The sequence below is a fragment of the Shewanella sp. 3_MG-2023 genome (assembly GCF_030548765.1).
Lineage (GTDB): Bacteria > Pseudomonadota > Gammaproteobacteria > Enterobacterales > Shewanellaceae > Shewanella.
In genome coordinates this window covers 50,950-66,073 of record NZ_JAUOSH010000008.1, presented here as the reverse complement: position 1 = coordinate 66,073, position 15,124 = coordinate 50,950, and the positions used below count along the sequence as shown (strand labels likewise).

At 42.6% G+C, this 15,124-nt stretch carries 12 protein-coding genes; 5 read left to right on the top strand and 7 right to left on the bottom strand.

Annotated features, from left to right (window positions below; translation table 11 throughout):
- Positions 1 to 223: 223 nt before the first annotated feature.
- Positions 224 to 985: a hypothetical protein gene (locus Q4591_RS06435; protein WP_303446469.1), complete on the top strand. Its 762-nt coding sequence runs from the start codon at positions 224 to 226 to the stop codon at positions 983 to 985.
- Positions 986 to 1,143: 158 nt separating this feature from the next.
- Here Q4591_RS06435 and Q4591_RS06430 read toward each other — a convergent pair whose 3' ends face one another.
- Together Q4591_RS06430 and Q4591_RS06425 are read right to left on the bottom strand one after the other, a co-directional pair.
- Positions 1,144 to 2,040 carry a U32 family peptidase gene (locus Q4591_RS06430; RefSeq protein ID WP_303460086.1) on the bottom strand — a complete coding sequence of 299 codons (897 nt, stop codon included), beginning with the start codon at positions 2,038 to 2,040 and terminating at the stop codon, positions 1,144 to 1,146.
- An 8-nt stretch (positions 2,041 to 2,048) separates the two neighbouring features.
- Positions 2,049 to 3,050, bottom strand: a complete 1,002-nt coding sequence (locus Q4591_RS06425; protein WP_102477171.1) for a peptidase U32 family protein — start codon at positions 3,048 to 3,050, stop codon at positions 2,049 to 2,051.
- A gap of 136 nt (positions 3,051 to 3,186) precedes the next feature.
- Between Q4591_RS06425 and Q4591_RS06420 the strand changes: the two genes are divergently transcribed.
- Positions 3,187 to 3,708 carry an SCP2 domain-containing protein gene (locus tag Q4591_RS06420; RefSeq protein ID WP_102477172.1) on the top strand — a complete coding sequence of 174 codons (522 nt, stop codon included), beginning with the start codon at positions 3,187 to 3,189 and terminating at the stop codon, positions 3,706 to 3,708.
- A 102-nt stretch (positions 3,709 to 3,810) separates the two neighbouring features.
- On the opposite strand, the gene Q4591_RS06415 is transcribed toward Q4591_RS06420, so the two are convergent.
- Positions 3,811 to 4,062, bottom strand: coding sequence for a YfhL family 4Fe-4S dicluster ferredoxin (locus tag Q4591_RS06415; RefSeq protein ID WP_055023738.1), 252 nt, complete (start codon positions 4,060 to 4,062; stop codon positions 3,811 to 3,813).
- Positions 4,063 to 4,530: 468 nt separating this feature from the next.
- Here Q4591_RS06415 and Q4591_RS06410 point away from each other — a divergent pair, with 468 nt between their 5' ends.
- Positions 4,531 to 5,709, top strand: coding sequence for a threonine/serine exporter family protein (locus Q4591_RS06410; protein WP_055023739.1), 1,179 nt, complete (start codon positions 4,531 to 4,533; stop codon positions 5,707 to 5,709).
- 92 nt (positions 5,710 to 5,801) lie between these two features.
- On the opposite strand, the gene Q4591_RS06405 is transcribed toward Q4591_RS06410, so the two are convergent.
- The 4 genes from Q4591_RS06405 to yegQ all read right to left on the bottom strand — a co-directional run bounded on the left by Q4591_RS06405 (position 5,802) and on the right by yegQ (position 12,472).
- Complete coding sequence (locus Q4591_RS06405) at positions 5,802 to 7,463, bottom strand: amidohydrolase family protein (protein WP_198590497.1); 1,662 nt, start codon at positions 7,461 to 7,463, stop codon at positions 5,802 to 5,804.
- A gap of 113 nt (positions 7,464 to 7,576) precedes the next feature.
- Positions 7,577 to 8,560, bottom strand: a complete 984-nt coding sequence (locus Q4591_RS06400; RefSeq protein ID WP_303460024.1) for a GTP-binding protein — start codon at positions 8,558 to 8,560, stop codon at positions 7,577 to 7,579.
- 77 nt (positions 8,561 to 8,637) lie between these two features.
- Positions 8,638 to 10,311 carry an amidohydrolase family protein gene (locus Q4591_RS06395; protein WP_303460022.1) on the bottom strand — a complete coding sequence of 558 codons (1,674 nt, stop codon included), beginning with the start codon at positions 10,309 to 10,311 and terminating at the stop codon, positions 8,638 to 8,640.
- 760 nt (positions 10,312 to 11,071) lie between these two features.
- Positions 11,072 to 12,472, bottom strand: coding sequence for a tRNA 5-hydroxyuridine modification protein YegQ (gene yegQ, locus Q4591_RS06390; RefSeq protein ID WP_102438026.1), 1,401 nt, complete (start codon positions 12,470 to 12,472; stop codon positions 11,072 to 11,074).
- A gap of 226 nt (positions 12,473 to 12,698) precedes the next feature.
- Between yegQ and Q4591_RS06385 the strand changes: the two genes are divergently transcribed.
- The gene (locus Q4591_RS06385) at positions 12,699 to 13,541 is read left to right on the top strand and encodes an HDOD domain-containing protein (protein ID WP_303460019.1); all 843 of its coding nucleotides are present in this window, start codon (positions 12,699 to 12,701) and stop codon (positions 13,539 to 13,541) included.
- A gap of 82 nt (positions 13,542 to 13,623) precedes the next feature.
- Positions 13,624 to 15,117: a bifunctional diguanylate cyclase/phosphodiesterase gene (locus tag Q4591_RS06380; RefSeq protein WP_303412182.1), complete on the top strand. Its 1,494-nt coding sequence runs from the start codon at positions 13,624 to 13,626 to the stop codon at positions 15,115 to 15,117.
- The last annotated feature ends 7 nt before the right edge of the window (positions 15,118 to 15,124 follow it).

The window sequence follows — 15,124 nt, the reverse complement described above, 5'->3', positions numbered from 1 at the left end:
TTTATGCTTATCTATATTGTATCGTTTCCCAACCGAATTGCACGGATTATTTTGTTTGTAATCATAGTGTTATGTAGTTGTTGTTGCTGTGGTGTTTTGTTATTACAATGGGTGAGTAGAACGTTGTAAGGTTGTTTGGGTCGTGCCCTCTATATTGACGTGGTTAATTGACTGAATACTAAACATTAGATGTCGATAGCGTTTTTATCAAAGGCGATTAAGTATGATAGAGCCTAATTTACAAGGAACAAGATACGCTGTGATAATAAGTAAAACGGAAAAAATTGCTCGATTAGCTTACCTGTTTGGTTTATTAGGCTTGATAGGGCTTTTTATCGGCATAGGTTTATCTGTGTTTATTGAGCATATGCAGCATGGTGATAAGTATAGTTTACTGCAATTTTCAATCAGTGAACTGGGGACTTACAACCGCTCTTCTTCTGCCTTATTGATTAATGGCGGGCTATTTTTTGGTAGCTTAAGCCTGACGATGAGTGCTTTATTTGGCCTACAAATAAACCGTACCATTACTGGTCGGTTATTTTGGCTGGCTCTTATCGTGACTTTTCTTGCCCTAGCTGCCACAGGGCTGTTTCCCCTTAATGTTTACCATTTACATATTCAAGCCGTGTCTATTTTTATTTACTTTGGCTTAATCAGTGCGCTACTGGGACTGGTTAACGGGATCATTATGCGCCAAGCCCAATATATGCTGCCATTGGTGTTTGCTGGTTTGATTGCGGTGATCCACGGCGCGATTTTAACTTGGCCATATTGGGGTGGGAGTTTAGGTGAGAACCCGCTCTCTGAAGGACTACTATTTCAAGCCATTGTGTCGCAGTCTCCTAAGCCACAAACTTGGTGGTTATCCATCTTATTTTGGCTAAGCATCATAACTACATGGCTGTGGGTTTTGAGCATTTGCCGCTGCTATTTTCTGCCCCAGGGGCAAAGTAAAGCAGATAAGCCTAAGCCAAAGGTATGACTCTTGGGCAATTGTAAGTAAGAGCCTTGTAAGTAAGAGCCTTGTCAGTAGGAGACTTGTTATAAGAGCCTTGTAAGTAAAAAGACTTGTAAGCAAAGAGGCTAAAGCTTACAGCGTTATTCACTGCCTTGCATTAGCCCCGATTACTAAGGTGTTAACTAGATTTTTTGTAAACCAGCGCCGCCGAACCAATAGCCATTACAGGATTTTGTGTTAGCAAACTCGCGAGTTTCCATCGCCATATCATCTTGAGTCTCATCACTGTTTGCTAAGCGCTTTGTGAGTTCATCTGCAAGCTCAATACAGGCTAATTGGCTAGGTGATACTCTAAAGTAGTTCACCCCCATTTGCTGCATTTGCATCATTTCAGCGGTTAAATCAACAAATGAAGCCGATTGAGTTTGGATGCCATTTAATCTCAGTAAATCCTGATGCTCTTGAGTTTGCACCAAAATCCCCTTTGGGTGTTGCTGACAAATGGTCTCACAATTGTCTTTACTCAAATTAAAGTGTTTGGCAGTAAAGCAGCGCGCTGAATGCGCCAGTGGCATATAACCATGGCCCATGACTTCCACTTCAAATTGCGGCGTGTTTTCGCCCTCACCAATCACGGTTTTAAGCCATGACTTTGATAATTCAAATGGCATAGCAAAGCGTTGCATACCCATTTTATGCAAAATATCTAAGCTGGCTCTATTGTAATTATTAATGGTTGGGCCACAAATGAACGGCAGTTTGGCCTCAGAGGCCAATTGCACGCCTGCCATATCATTGGCTTCAATAATAAACTCGCCATTATCGATATACTTTTTAAGTTCGCCAAGCTCAGATTGTGCCTCGATTAATGCCATGGTTGAAAGCACCACATTTTTGCCAGACTGCTTGAGCATAGTGGCAATGTCGAAGTAATCTTTAAATTTCATTAATCGACGTCTGCTGCAGACGGTTTCACCTAAATAAATAGTATCAACTTGGCTTTGCGCTGCCCTGTCATAAAATTGTTCCGTGGTGTCTTTGTCCCAGCAATAGCTAATGGCGCCCAGTGAGATTTTCATATTGTTATTTACTGCCATTGACGCTCGTACGCTCCTAATGTGGTGACTTGTCCTTCAGATACCTTGGCTAAGGTATGATTCCATCTGGCTTGCTCTTTAAAAGCGCTAGGATTGTTTTGATAGCTATCAATCGCTTCTCGCCAAACCCGCGTTACTTGCTCTACATATGCAGGGCTGCGTTGACGGCCTTCTATTTTTAGCGATTTGATCCCAGCTTGGGCAAGTTGAGGTAATAGGCTTAAGGTATTTAAGCTGGTGGGCGACTCTAACAGGTAATCGGCTTTGGTATCCGCTTCGGCAATGTAGCGGCCTTTACAGACCACGGGGTAGCCAAGTTGTTGGTCAATACCTGTGGTATCAATCAGCACGTCATTTAGCCTAGTTAGGCATTGGTTGCCTTGCTCTTGCCATCTCACATCTTTTGCTGGCGAGCAAGACCCGCCTGTATTAGGTGATTGGCCAGTGACATAAGACGATAAATGACAACGTCCTTCAGCCATAATACACAAGCTACCAAAGGCAAATACTTCTAACTCTACCGAGCTGCATTTGGCTAGGTCACGCACTTGCTTCATTGATAACACTCTAGGTAATACCGCGCGTTCAATATTAAAATTTTGCTGATAGAAATCGAGTGCGGCTTGATTGGTGGCCGAAGCTTGCACTGAAAGGTGCAATGGCAAATGTGGATAACGGTTGCTGGCATAATGAAGCAGGGATATATCGGCGGTAATAAGTGCATCCATTTGCAGCTGGGCGGCTAAATCTATTGCCTGATACCAGCGGCTTTCCTCTCCAGGTTTTGGATAAGTATTTAAGGTTAAAAATACTTTTCTGCCTTGGGCATGGGCAAGCTTGGTGGCTTGTTTTAGTTGTTCTGGGGTGAAGTTTAAACCTGCAAATGAACGGGCATTAGTATCATCCTTTAAACCTAGATAAACGGCGTCAGCGCCCGCTCTAAAAGCGGCTTTTAATGAGGCTAAATTTCCTGCAGGGCACAAGAGTTCCATATTCTCTCTCTCAAATTTCGATTGAAAGTGAGTGTAAAGTTGAATGACATCACATGATTTGATTTGAAACAGGTTTCAATTGATAAAATGTGAGTAAACTAGCTTAAATTGGAATCTTGTCAGTGTAGGAGTATGAATGTCTTTCGGTTTTTCAGGAAAGGTTGCTAAAAATTTGCTTAATATCGCCCCTAAAGTCGCCACCCAGTCTCTTGCTGTTGTCCCTGAAAAGGTAAAGTTGGATATTCTGGCTAAGATGTTGTCACTTTCGTTAAGTGAACAAATTAAATTTGGTGAGTTAGATTTTCTGCAAGGTAAGTGGGTTGCTATTTGTGTGCAAGACATCGCGCTCAACTTTGAAATTAGTTACGATCAACAGTTATTATTACGTCCTTTGACGCAAGCCGATGTAACTTTTACTGCCAATGTGCCTGAGTTATTACTGGTTGCTGCGGCCAAAGAAGATCCTGACACGTTATTTTTTCAACGTAAGCTGCGTATTGAAGGCGATACCGAACTCGGCCTTGAAGTGAAAAACTTATTGCTCGGTATTGAGCTTGATACGTTACCAGCAGCGGTAAAGCTTAGCATTGAAAAGTTAGCTATTACGCTACAAACGTTACAAGGCTATGCTAATGAGCAGGCAGCCGCAACGGCGTAATATTCAGTCATAATGGCTCAGATGATGAGCGTTAGACATGGGATGAATATAAACATCAAAAAAGGCGCTAATTAGCGCCTTTTTTGTCATGTAGTTTAAGGGTTAAACCTTACCTGTAATGACTTCATATTTATATTGCAGCTCAGCTGGGGTTTCTGCGTGGCTGGGATCAGGATCAATGCAATCAATAGGGCAAACCGAAACACAGGTCGGTTTAGCATAGTGGCCTACGCATTCGGTACATAGCGCAGGATCAATTTCATAGATCTCTTCACCCATGGTGATGGCCTCATTAGGGCACTCAGGCTCACACATGTCGCAGTTAATGCAGCTATCGTCGATTAGTAATGCCATCTAGTTCATATACCTTATAAAATTAATCTGTAACAATTGCTTATGTATATTCCATATAATGGTAAAAATTACCCTGTCCCGACTTTCAATGATTCATACAGCGGATTTTCATGCACTTAACCATGAATAATGACCTGAATGAAGACAAAGACTTAATAAGCGTTGAATGACTGCGCTGATCTAATGCATTTAAACACGCTATAAATCTTTCAATCGATGATTATATCACACAGAGATAGCCCGCCTAGGGTTAAGCGAGAAATTCACCGGCTAGCGCATGTTTTGCAGTGGAGATTATCGCGACCACTGCTAATTCAATGAAAGGATTCATTTTTGAAGGGTTTGACCCTCTATTTCAGATTATGAAGTGAATGAGTTCGCTACTATTATGTAGCAATTATCATTTAGCTACTATGATTTAACTAAGCCCTCAGAACCACTTTTTGCTGACTTATCGAGAATAAAAAAATGGAAGATAAAAGCCCAACCCAGCAACAGTATGATGATGTTTTATCATTTTCAGATCGATTACATCAATCAGGGTGCGCACCATACTCAGTGGCGAAATATACTCAGTCTTATGCGGCTCATCACCAGATAGATATCGCCATTGATGTTACCCCAACTAAAATTGTGACCATTTTCGAGCAACCCACTCAAAAAATGGTGATGCAAACTAAAAATCCACCGTCAGTCAATTTACGCAATTTGGTGGCAACCCTAAAGGCAATACACTCAAAAGAAAACTATCAAGGGGTGCCGAGTTACTCGAATTTTACTTTAGGCATTGCCAACCTATTACTGCCGCCTTGCTATTTGATGCTGGTGGGGAGCACGTATCTTGCGGCAATGATTTCGGTTTTTTTAGGGTTAATCGCCTGGTTAGCTCAACTAATGTGCACCGGGCAGCGAGCAATGCTGGTTGAGTTCATTGTGGCGTTTATTGCCAGTTTTGTGGTGGGGATATTAGCCGCTCAATTTCCTGAGTTACCGGTGTTAGCTTTATGCATCTCATCCATTGTGCTGTTTATTCCAGGACTTACTGTCACCAATGGTTTAGCCAGTCTTGCCTTAAATGACTTTCGCTCAGGCATAGAGTTATTGGCCCAAAGTAGTTTGGTGGTAATAAAAATATTCATTGGCGTGGTGATGGGCTTAGGTTTATCAAGCTTGCTTGTCGGCCATGTAGCCGCTGCGCCATTTATTAATGAAATCCCTTTAGGTTTGCATATTCTGGCGTTAATTGGCATATCGGTTGCGATTGGACTGATTTTTAATGCCAGTTGGCAAGACATTATTATTGGCCTGCCCGCTGCTGCAGTTGGCATGTGGGGGCCACATTGGTTTACCTCTGATTGGGTTATCGGCACTTGGATTAGCACCATGATTATCACTCTTTATGGGCTGTTAGCCGGTAAAGCACGTAAAGTGCCTGCGTTAGTGTATATTATCCAAGGGGTGATCATTTTAGTGCCAGGAAGCCGGATCATCGTTGGTGCCAGTGAGTCATTCTTTGCCACTGCAATATTGCCTATCCCCAGTATTGGTATGTCAGCATTATTGATGTTTTGTTCGATTATGGCAGGGCAGATCATGGTTTATTCTATTTTCAATGACCGCTTTTTGTTTAACCATAAACGCAACTAATCGATATTAATTGAGAAAAACTAAACACATGAAAAAAGCGCCTAATGGCGCTTTTTCGTTGTCATGTTTTGTCGACGTTTTTTGATTATCGATTAGACTGTCACATCGCGACGAATTGCTCTGCCAGGCTTAGCATCCATAAGCAATTGTCCCTTATCAATAATCGATTGGCCATTGACTAGTACATGCTGCATACCCACTGAAAGCTTATTGGGCTCAGTAAATGAGGCCATATCTTTAAAGCTATTGAGATCAAATACCACTATGTCAGCATCTTTACCCACTTGCATACGGCCTTTGTTACGCATTTGCGGCACAGCATCTTCGATGATATGACACGCATTGAGGCTGGTGCGCTTCATTGCCTCGACTAAGTTGACTTCTTTATACTCAACCACGTATTTATTTACAAAGCGGGCAAAACACCCGACCGAGCGGGGGTGAGCAAAAGCATCGTTAGGCAATGGCCATACATCACCTTCAATCAATTTACCTTTGCTGTCCATCCACGGCATGGCATCAGAGGCAATAGCGGCGTTAGGAAACAACACCGAACGCTTCATCATGCGTAAGTCTTCTTTACTGTCGTCAGGCTTTAAGAAGTGAATAACGATCACTTCACCAGGGTTGGTTTTTCGTAGTTCATCGATTTTGGTTTGGGTCATAGGTACGCCATTGGCTTCCATGTAACTTGCATCGGGAACGCCAAAGCGGTCAATCCATTCTGGGCCAGCAAATAAGGCCGCGCCCACAGGTGTTGAGCCTGCGCCATAGGGGTAAGCTTCAGTGGTAATCGGCAAACCAGAATCAACAGCTTCTTGCACTAGGTCGGCGCAATCATCAATGTCTCGCACCGAGGTACTGTTGAGGTGACAAATATGCATATGTGCCCCAGTGGTGGCGGCTAAACTGATTAACTCTTGATAGGCTTCAAAGCTTGATCTGGGCTCCATGCCGTTGGCATAACGTACATGGGTGAAGGTCGGTACATCAAAACTTTTGGCCAGTTTAGCTAAGCCGTAATACTCTTTATGGCCATAGGCGGGAGCATAACCGCCATTAATACCAATCCCTAAACCACCTTCTTTTAAGCCTTGTTCAACATCAGACAATATCGTATTTAGCTGTGCGTCGGTGGCGAGATCATTTTGCCAATTTTTTAAACTAAAGGCATTCTGAAACCAAGTAATGGTGCCATCTGCGGGCGAAATTTCACTTTCAATTGCCATAATGCGGGCATAGGTCCAAGCTACTGAGGCGCCGTAGTTTATTGGGCGACCTTCTTTAGCTGTGTCATCATAATACTTACCAATGGGTAATAGGCCTGATTCCAACTCAAGGGCGGTGGTGACACCATCGAAGGCTTGAGCTCTGGCTGCGGGTAATTGTTGTCCATGGGCGTGAAGGTCGATAAAGCCAGGGGCAACCACAAGCCCGCTGGCATCAATGACTTTTTTACCTGTGAGCTTTTCTGTCGATATAGCGGCAATTTTGTCGTCTTTAATGCCTACATTGCGTACGGCATCTAAACCCGTTTCGGCATCAATGACACGGCCATTAGTAATCACTACATCAAACGGGCCTGTTTGATTTGGCATTAACTGTGGCTTTTGTGGACCCTTGTTAGTTTCTGCTGTGGCAGTCGATGAAAGTGTTATTGCAGCGGCGCCAATAGCCAGTTTTTTCATGGTATCGCGCTTGGTTTGATCAACTTCAGCGGTTAATTTGTCATCTTGATTTAACTCGGACATCATTTACTCCTTTCTCGCCAGTATCCTTGATTATCATGCTATTAATTATCAGCCAAGCATTTACAGCTTGTCATTAACAGCTTTAGTGGGCCGTTTACTGCATAGTCGTTTTATATTTAAACCACTAAGCTAGCTAACTTTTCACGCATTATTTTTTCGTCCATGCCACCTTTGGGGGCAATAAAGACTAAACGGGTTGCTCTTGCTTCATCGTGTTCCCACGGCTCGCCAACAGTGACATTGGCGCGTTGGCCAGTACATTGAAATATACAGCGATGATCAGGTCGATCAGATAAATTTAAAATACCTTTCATGCGGTAGGCATCGACTGAAAACTGCTGTAATAGCGGATAGAGGCTTTGCAAAGACAGCGGCTTGTCGGTTTCGAAGCTAAAAGTATCAAAGCTGTGGGTTACATGGTCATGATGGTTGCATTGGCTGTGGTCATGGTCTGCACCTTGGTGCAGACAAGTATGCTCATGGCTAAGTTTTACTAACCGCTCAGGTACATCAAATAAAATCGGTAGCGCGACGTTTCCAAACTCCATTTCAACCAGTTTGGCAAAAGGGGCTTGGGTTTGGCACCATGCTTTAACTTTTTCCAGCTGCTCAGTTGCCACTAAATCAACTTTATTAACTAACACGATATCGGCGACTTGTATTTGTTGCTCTGACAAGCTGGCCATTGAACCTTCTAAACTTAAAATATTCTCAGCATCGATAGTGGTGATAATCGCGTTCAATGGCGCGTGTGCTTGTAGTTCAGGATCTTCAAATTGCAATGCCACTTCTTTAGGTTCGGCAATACCTGAGGTTTCAACAATAATATGATCAGGGCGCTCTTCAAGTGCCAGTATGCGCATCACTGAGACCACTAAACCTTCGGCAAGATTGCAACACACACAGCCATTTTCGAGGCTAATCATATTGTCGCTTTGGGATTTTACTAGCTCTGCATCGACATTAATTGAACCAAAGTCATTTACGATAACGGCCATACGCATGCCATCGGCATTGGTTAGGATATGGTTTAACAGGGTGGTTTTCCCGGCACCTAAAAAACCCGCTAAAATGGTCACTGGAATAGGTTTTTTATTCATTGACGTTTCTCTATATGATTTACTTTTTAACGAAAAAGCTCGGTATTACCCGAGCTTTATGATTTTAGGCATAATGGTTATGCAACCACTGGATTACGAACTGCTAAGCCAGGATTTACATCTAAATGCAATTCACCATTTTCGATAATAGGTGTACCATTTACGATCACATGATGCATCCCTTCTGAGAGTGCATTAGGCGCATCAAAGGTCGCTAGCACTTTGATTTCGTCAAGTTTAAATAAGACTAAATCAGCATCTTTACCCACTTGAATACGGCCTTTGTTTTTCATTTGAGGAACACTGTTTTCTAATATTCGACACGCATTTAAGCTCGTACGCTCCATCGCTTCGAGTAGTGTAACTGCTTTGTATTCATTGAGGTATTTACTGATAAAGCGAGTAAAACAAGCAAGCGATCTTGGATGAGCAATAGCATCACTTGGTAATGGCCATACATTACCTTCGATTAATTGCCCCTTAGGATTCATCCATGGCATTGCATCGGATGCAATGGCTGCGCCTGGAAATAATACTGAGCGGTCCATTTTATGGCGATCGGATTTACTTTCATCAGGTTTTAAAAAGTGCATTACTACCACTGTACCTGGCGCATTTGCTTGAAGCTCAGTGACTTTTTCTTGTGTTAAGGCTTTACCATTTGCTTCCATGTAGCTTGCACTTGGCACTCCCCAGCGCTCTAGCCAGTCATCACCGCGGAAAACTTCTGCGCCGATCACTGATGAACCAGCACCGTAAGGATAAGCTTCTGTTGTCACCGATAAGCCTGCATCAACCGCATCTTGAACTAAATCAGCACAATCTTCGATATCTTGCACTGAGGTACTGTTAAGGTGACAAACATGCATGTGTGCACCGGTGGTTGCCGATAAACTGATCAGTTCTTGGTAGGCTTCAAAGCTTGATTTAGGCTCTGCGCTATTTAAGTAACGCACGTGGGTATAAGTAGGCATTTCATAGCGTTTAGCTAGCTTTGCTAATTCGTAGTACTCTTTATGGCCATAACCTGGTGCATAGCCAGCGTTAATACCAATGCCCAAACCTCCCTCTTTAAGGCCTTGCTCAACATAGTTTAAAATGGATTTAAGCTCATCTTTTGTCGCAAGGGTGTTTTGCCAGTTATTTTTAGAAAATGCTTGTTGAAACCAAACAATCGTACCGTCTGCTGGTGGCATTGTGGGCTCTTTTGCCGTGATACGAGCATAAGTCCATGCAACAGAGGCGCCGTAGTTAATAGGGCGGCCCTCTTTGGCTGTGTCATCATAGAATTTAGCAATAGGTAGCAACCCCGACTCCATTTCAAGAGCGGTGGTTACACCATCAAATGCTTGTGCTCGTGCAGCCGGAAGCTGTTGACCATGCGCGTGCATATCAATAAAGCCCGGCGCAACCACTAAGCCTGTGGCATCAATGACTTTTTTGCCTTGTAATTTATCTGTTGAAATGGCGGCAATACGATTGCCTTTAAGGCCGACGTTACGAATGGCATCTAATTTAGTTTCAGGGTCAATGACCCGGCCATTTTCAATAACAATATCAAATGGGCCCTTTTCATTGGCCATTAGCTTAATTTGCTGCTCAGTGAGTTTGTCTGATGCGGCTTGCAAAACTGAGGCAAATGGAAGCGCTGCAGTACTAACAGCCCCCGCCGCAAGCTTAGTTAGCGTAGTACGTTTTGACTGGTCGACATTGTTAGTGGTTAAATCATTTAGCTTGGTATCGTCTTTCATTTTTTATCCTCATTTATTCATGCAATAAAAATAGTAAAAACTGGCAACATGTGAAACGGCAAGCACCATAAAAGCTACTTTAAACAGCTTTGCTCTAAATTTGGATAATGTAAAGCACACTTTGATACTTTTGTTGCGCAATCGTGTCTTTGGGGCGAATAATAAATATTTCAGGGCTTAGGGTTACGGCTTTGTTAGCTTCGGTTGCTCGTATCGCTTTGAGTTTGTTACTGATATTGCGTTAATGATAAAATTTTGCCGCTGTAAAACTTATTACTGATATTAATTAATAGCATAGATTAGAGGAACTCACATTTGAAGGATCTAACCCTTCAAGTTTTGACCAACCTTGGCCAATAATAAATAAATGATAGGTGATAACTGACTAAATGATAGGTCATGAGTTTTTATATGTAGTAGGCTGGATCTTGAGTGGGCGATAGAGTTGGGTAGGTGATAGAGTTGAGTAGGTGATAGAAGTTGAGTAGGTGATAGAAGTTGAGTAGGTGATAGATGTTGAGTGGGCGATAGAGTTGGGTAGGTGATAGAGTTGAGTAGGTGATAGAAGTTGAGTGAAAGGTAGAGATTGAGTCAAAGGTAGAGATTGAGTCAAAGGTAGAGATTGAGTCAAAGTGGTGGCTTGTATTGCATTGGCGGGTAAACACTTTCTCAACAGTCACAGTTATGGCCTAAAAGGCAATAACTGCAACAGCTGAAAACGGATAACCATCCCCTGGTTAGACTGACTTATGTAGCAGGTCTAGGTAACGGGTTCAATCGCTTGATGTGGATTGCGGCTATCTTGCCCTTGAGGCAGATTGCGCATTAAAATTGCTTTATCCAGCTCGACTTCTGCCGGCACAGCTAAGAATACAAAGTGCCCTGAACCTAACCCGGCTTCTACTGATTCACCTTTGCGATTAACTAATTCTGAAATGGTTAAGGTGATATTGCCTTGCGGGGTCATCAATTCAACACTGTCACCGACAGAGAACTTGTTCTTAACGTCAATTTCAGCTGCGCCGGCATCATTGCGTTTACCGGTAAATTCACCAACAAATTGTTGGGTATCACTGATTGAGTAGCCGTAATCATAGTTCTGGTATTCGTCATGAACGTGACGACGTAAGAAGCCTTCGGTATAACCACGATGCGCCAAGCCTTCAAGGTTATGCATTAGCGTGCGGTCAAAATCTTTACCTGCCACAGCATCCTCAATGGCTTGACGATATAACTGTGCGGTTCTCGCTACGTAATAAAAAGATTTAGTACGGCCTTCAATTTTTAATGAGTCGACACCCATTTTGGTTAAACGCTCAACGTGTTGAATGGCACGTAAATCTTTTGAGTTCATAATATAAGTACCATGCTCATCTTCATAAGCAGGCATATATTCGCCTGGGCGTCCTGGTTCTTGCAATAACACCACTTCACTTGATGGCTGACCTGCGCCCAATGTTGGCGGCGTCTCTAACTGCACACCATGTTGGTCAACAAGCCCTTGTGGGTTTACCGCAATAATGTCACCGGTTTCAGTTTGCTTGGCTTCATGGACATCGTACTTCCAACGACAAGCATTGGTGCAAGTGCCTTGGTTAGGGTCGCGCTTATTGATGTAACCAGAGAGTAAGCAACGGCCTGAGTAAGCCATACATAATGCGCCATGGACAAATACTTCTAATTCAATATCAGGGCATTGCTGACGAATTTCTTCAATTTCATCTAACGACAATTCTCGAGATAAAATAACGCGTTTAATACCTTGTTGCTGCCAAAACTTCACCGAAGCCCAGTTAATGGCATTGGCTTGTACTGATAAATGCACTACTTGATCGGGAAAGGCTTCTCTCACCATCATGATAAGGCCTGGATCTGACATGATTATGGCGTCAGGTTTCATCGCCACGACAGGTTCCATATCACGAATGTAGGTTTTTAGCTTGGCATTGTGGGGCGCAATGTTGCTGACCACATATAATTTTTTATTGAGCGCATGGGCTTCCTGGATCCCCATGGCGAGGTTTTCCATTTTGAAGTCATTATTACGAACTCGAAGGCTATAACGAGGCTGACCGGCATATACAGCATCTGCACCGTAGGCAAATGCGTAGCGCATATTTTTAAGGGTTCCAGCTGGAGACAATAGCTCTGGTCTAAACATAATAACTCTCAATTTGATGAAAACTCGCACACAGCGCGGGGGCGGCATTTTACTGAAGTATGGCTGCTGAATGCAAATTTTTCCTCTGTGATTGCGGTTACAGTCAAATTTGATCATCTTTAATGGAATAAAATCCCCATAGTCGTTCTTTTTCTTTATTCAAATAAGCCACATAACTGGTACAATTGCTTACAAAGCGATAATAATAATACAACGGGCTGAATTGATGACGACTGAACACCAACTCCTAGTGGGTTTACTGAAAAAGCTTAAAGATGACGCATTGGTACTGCCAACGCTTCCTGAAGTTGCCATGAGAGTGCAAGAGGTGGTATCAAACCCTAATAGCAGCTTGAAGCAAGTGGGTGATATTATTGGCCAAGATGCGGCGATTTCGGCGCGCATTATTAAGGTGGCAAATAGTGCATTGTATAGCCGTGGTAAAAAAGCTGAAAATATCAGTGCTGCCGTTAATCGAATTGGCTTAGTGCAGATTAAAACCATTGTCACTTCAGTGGCGTTAGAGCAACTTTTTATCTCAACCAATGAAATGGTATGGGAGGTGATGGATGAAGTATGGCAAACCTCCATTGAAGTGACAGCAGCGGCAGGGGCATTACTTGCAATTTATAATAAGCGCAACCCCAGTAAAAGGTTAGATGCTGAAACATTGACCTTGGCTGGCTTAGTGCACAATATTGGCGCGCTACCTGTGTTATCAGAAGCTGAAACAAGGCCTGATACCTTTACCAGTATTGAACAATTACGCGGTCTCGTACGTAAAATGCAAGGGCCAATAGGTCGAGCTATTTTAAAAACGTGGGACTTTGCCCCTGAAGTGATGGAAGTGGTTGAGCGCTGGGCTGATTTGCATTACATCTCTGAGCTGGTCACTTATTTAGACTTTATTCGCTCAGCGGCCTATTACTCTGGTGAGTTAAGAGCAGGTCCCGAGCTTGAGCAGCGGTTAGCATTATTTGCCACAAGAGGCTTACCAGTTACCCCTGAAGATTTAGAGAGTGATGAGTTTTTAGATGTTTATCATTCGATAAAACAGAGTTATCAATAAGCATAAATTCAAGCCCGATGGCTATTGAGTTAACGCTAATAAGGCTAACGCTAATAAAGCAAGATAATAGAGGCACTCGGTTGTGTTAACTGTTGAAATAATGATCATTGTGTTTATTGGCTTAGTTTTGCTGCTCGGTATTGTACTGGGTGGCTATTTTCAGCAAGGGCGCTTTATTAATGAGTTAACCCAAACCCTTGATGTCAATAGTAGCAATAAACTACCGTTAAGTTTCAAACATACCCCTCGGGCTTTTAAACCCCTTATTCGCAATCTAAATCAACTACACAAAAATAATCCTGTTAATCTTGATCGTGACAAACTAACAGGACTGTCCAATCGAGTGGGCTTTAAACGCAAAATGTTTGCCAAAATGCCAGCGACCGAAGGTATGTTGATTTTGGTCGATATTCAACAGTTTAGATTTGTGAATGACTTATTTGGCTTTGTTTTTGGCGATCAATTATTGCAAGCATTTGCAGTGAGGATTAAAGGCTTAACTACCCCCCCTGCGTTTGTATCGCGAATGAATGGTAATGAGTTTTTGCTTTTTTATCCAAATTCATTATTGAGCCAGGATTTACAGGATATGAAGCAGCATTTACAACGACCATTTGAAATTGCTCAAACGCCAATCTGTATTAAAGTTCAACTAGGTGTATTGGAGTTAAATAAACACCATGCTGATGTCAGTTTAATGCTAAGAAGGCTGGATTTAGCCCTTAAAAAAGCTAAGCGCAGCAGTGGCTCTGTTGCTTTTTATAATCAAGATGATGATAAAGCCCAATATCGTGAATTATTAATTATCAATAGCTTACCAAAAGGTTTAAAGCAGAATCAATTGTACATGGTATATCAACCAAAGCTGGACATGAACTCAGGTGCTTGTCATCAAGTTGAAGCACTCATTCGTTGGAAACATGCTGGTCTTGGTGACATTTCTCCTTCGGAGTTTATTCCATTAGCTGAGCATACTGGCATTATCGATTTAGTTAGCCATTGGGCGCTGGATGAAGTGTTAAAACAACAGGTTAAGTGGATTAACAAAGGTTTAAATATCAAAGTGGCAGTGAATTTGTCCACCAAAGATTTAGAGAATAAACAGCTTCCGATCATCATAAGCAGTAAGTTGCTGCAATATAAAGTGCCTGCGCAAAACTTGACCATAGAAATTACTGAAAGCGCCTTGATGATTGATTTGAACAGCACCATAGAAACGCTAAATACCCTCAGAGACATCGGCGTCTCCATCGCCATTGATGATTTTGGCACCGGCCACTCTTCTCTTGCTTACCTGCGCCATCTTCCAGTGGATGAGGTAAAGATTGATAAAGCATTTTTGGACGATTTTAATTGTGATTTACAAGCTAACAAAATTGTCAAAACCAGCATAGATTTAGCTAGTAGCTTAGGGTTTAATGTCACGGTTGAAGGGGTCGAAACAAAGGCGGTATTTGATACCTTGATTGGATTTGGCGCCAATACCATCCAAGGGGATTATTTTAGTAAACCCCTTCGGCCTAGTGAGTTAGAGCATTGTTTAGCTCAGTTAACTTATCCGGTTAGCGCGACGTAATTTATTG

Bases quoted from the DNA above. Each gene is read 5' to 3' on its own strand.
- yegQ (WP_102438026.1), bottom strand. From the start codon at position 12,472: ATGTTTAGACCAGAGCTATTGTCTCCAGCTGGAACCCTTAAAAATATG.
- Q4591_RS06435 (WP_303446469.1), top strand. From the start codon at position 224: ATGATAGAGCCTAATTTACAAGGAACAAGATACGCTGTGATAATAAGT.
- Q4591_RS06415 (WP_055023738.1), bottom strand. From the start codon at position 4,062: ATGGCATTACTAATCGACGATAGCTGCATTAACTGCGACATGTGTGAG.
- Q4591_RS06395 (WP_303460022.1), bottom strand. From the start codon at position 10,311: ATGAAAGACGATACCAAGCTAAATGATTTAACCACTAACAATGTCGAC.
- Q4591_RS06430 (WP_303460086.1), bottom strand. From the start codon at position 2,040: ATGAAAATCTCACTGGGCGCCATTAGCTATTGCTGGGACAAAGACACC.
- Q4591_RS06405 (WP_198590497.1), bottom strand. From the start codon at position 7,463: ATGATGTCCGAGTTAAATCAAGATGACAAATTAACCGCTGAAGTTGAT.
- Q4591_RS06425 (WP_102477171.1), bottom strand. From the start codon at position 3,050: ATGGAACTCTTGTGCCCTGCAGGAAATTTAGCCTCATTAAAAGCCGCT.
- Q4591_RS06410 (WP_055023739.1), top strand. From the start codon at position 4,531: ATGGAAGATAAAAGCCCAACCCAGCAACAGTATGATGATGTTTTATCA.
- Q4591_RS06420 (WP_102477172.1), top strand. From the start codon at position 3,187: ATGTCTTTCGGTTTTTCAGGAAAGGTTGCTAAAAATTTGCTTAATATC.
- Q4591_RS06385 (WP_303460019.1), top strand. From the start codon at position 12,699: ATGACGACTGAACACCAACTCCTAGTGGGTTTACTGAAAAAGCTTAAA.
- Q4591_RS06400 (WP_303460024.1), bottom strand. From the start codon at position 8,560: ATGAATAAAAAACCTATTCCAGTGACCATTTTAGCGGGTTTTTTAGGT.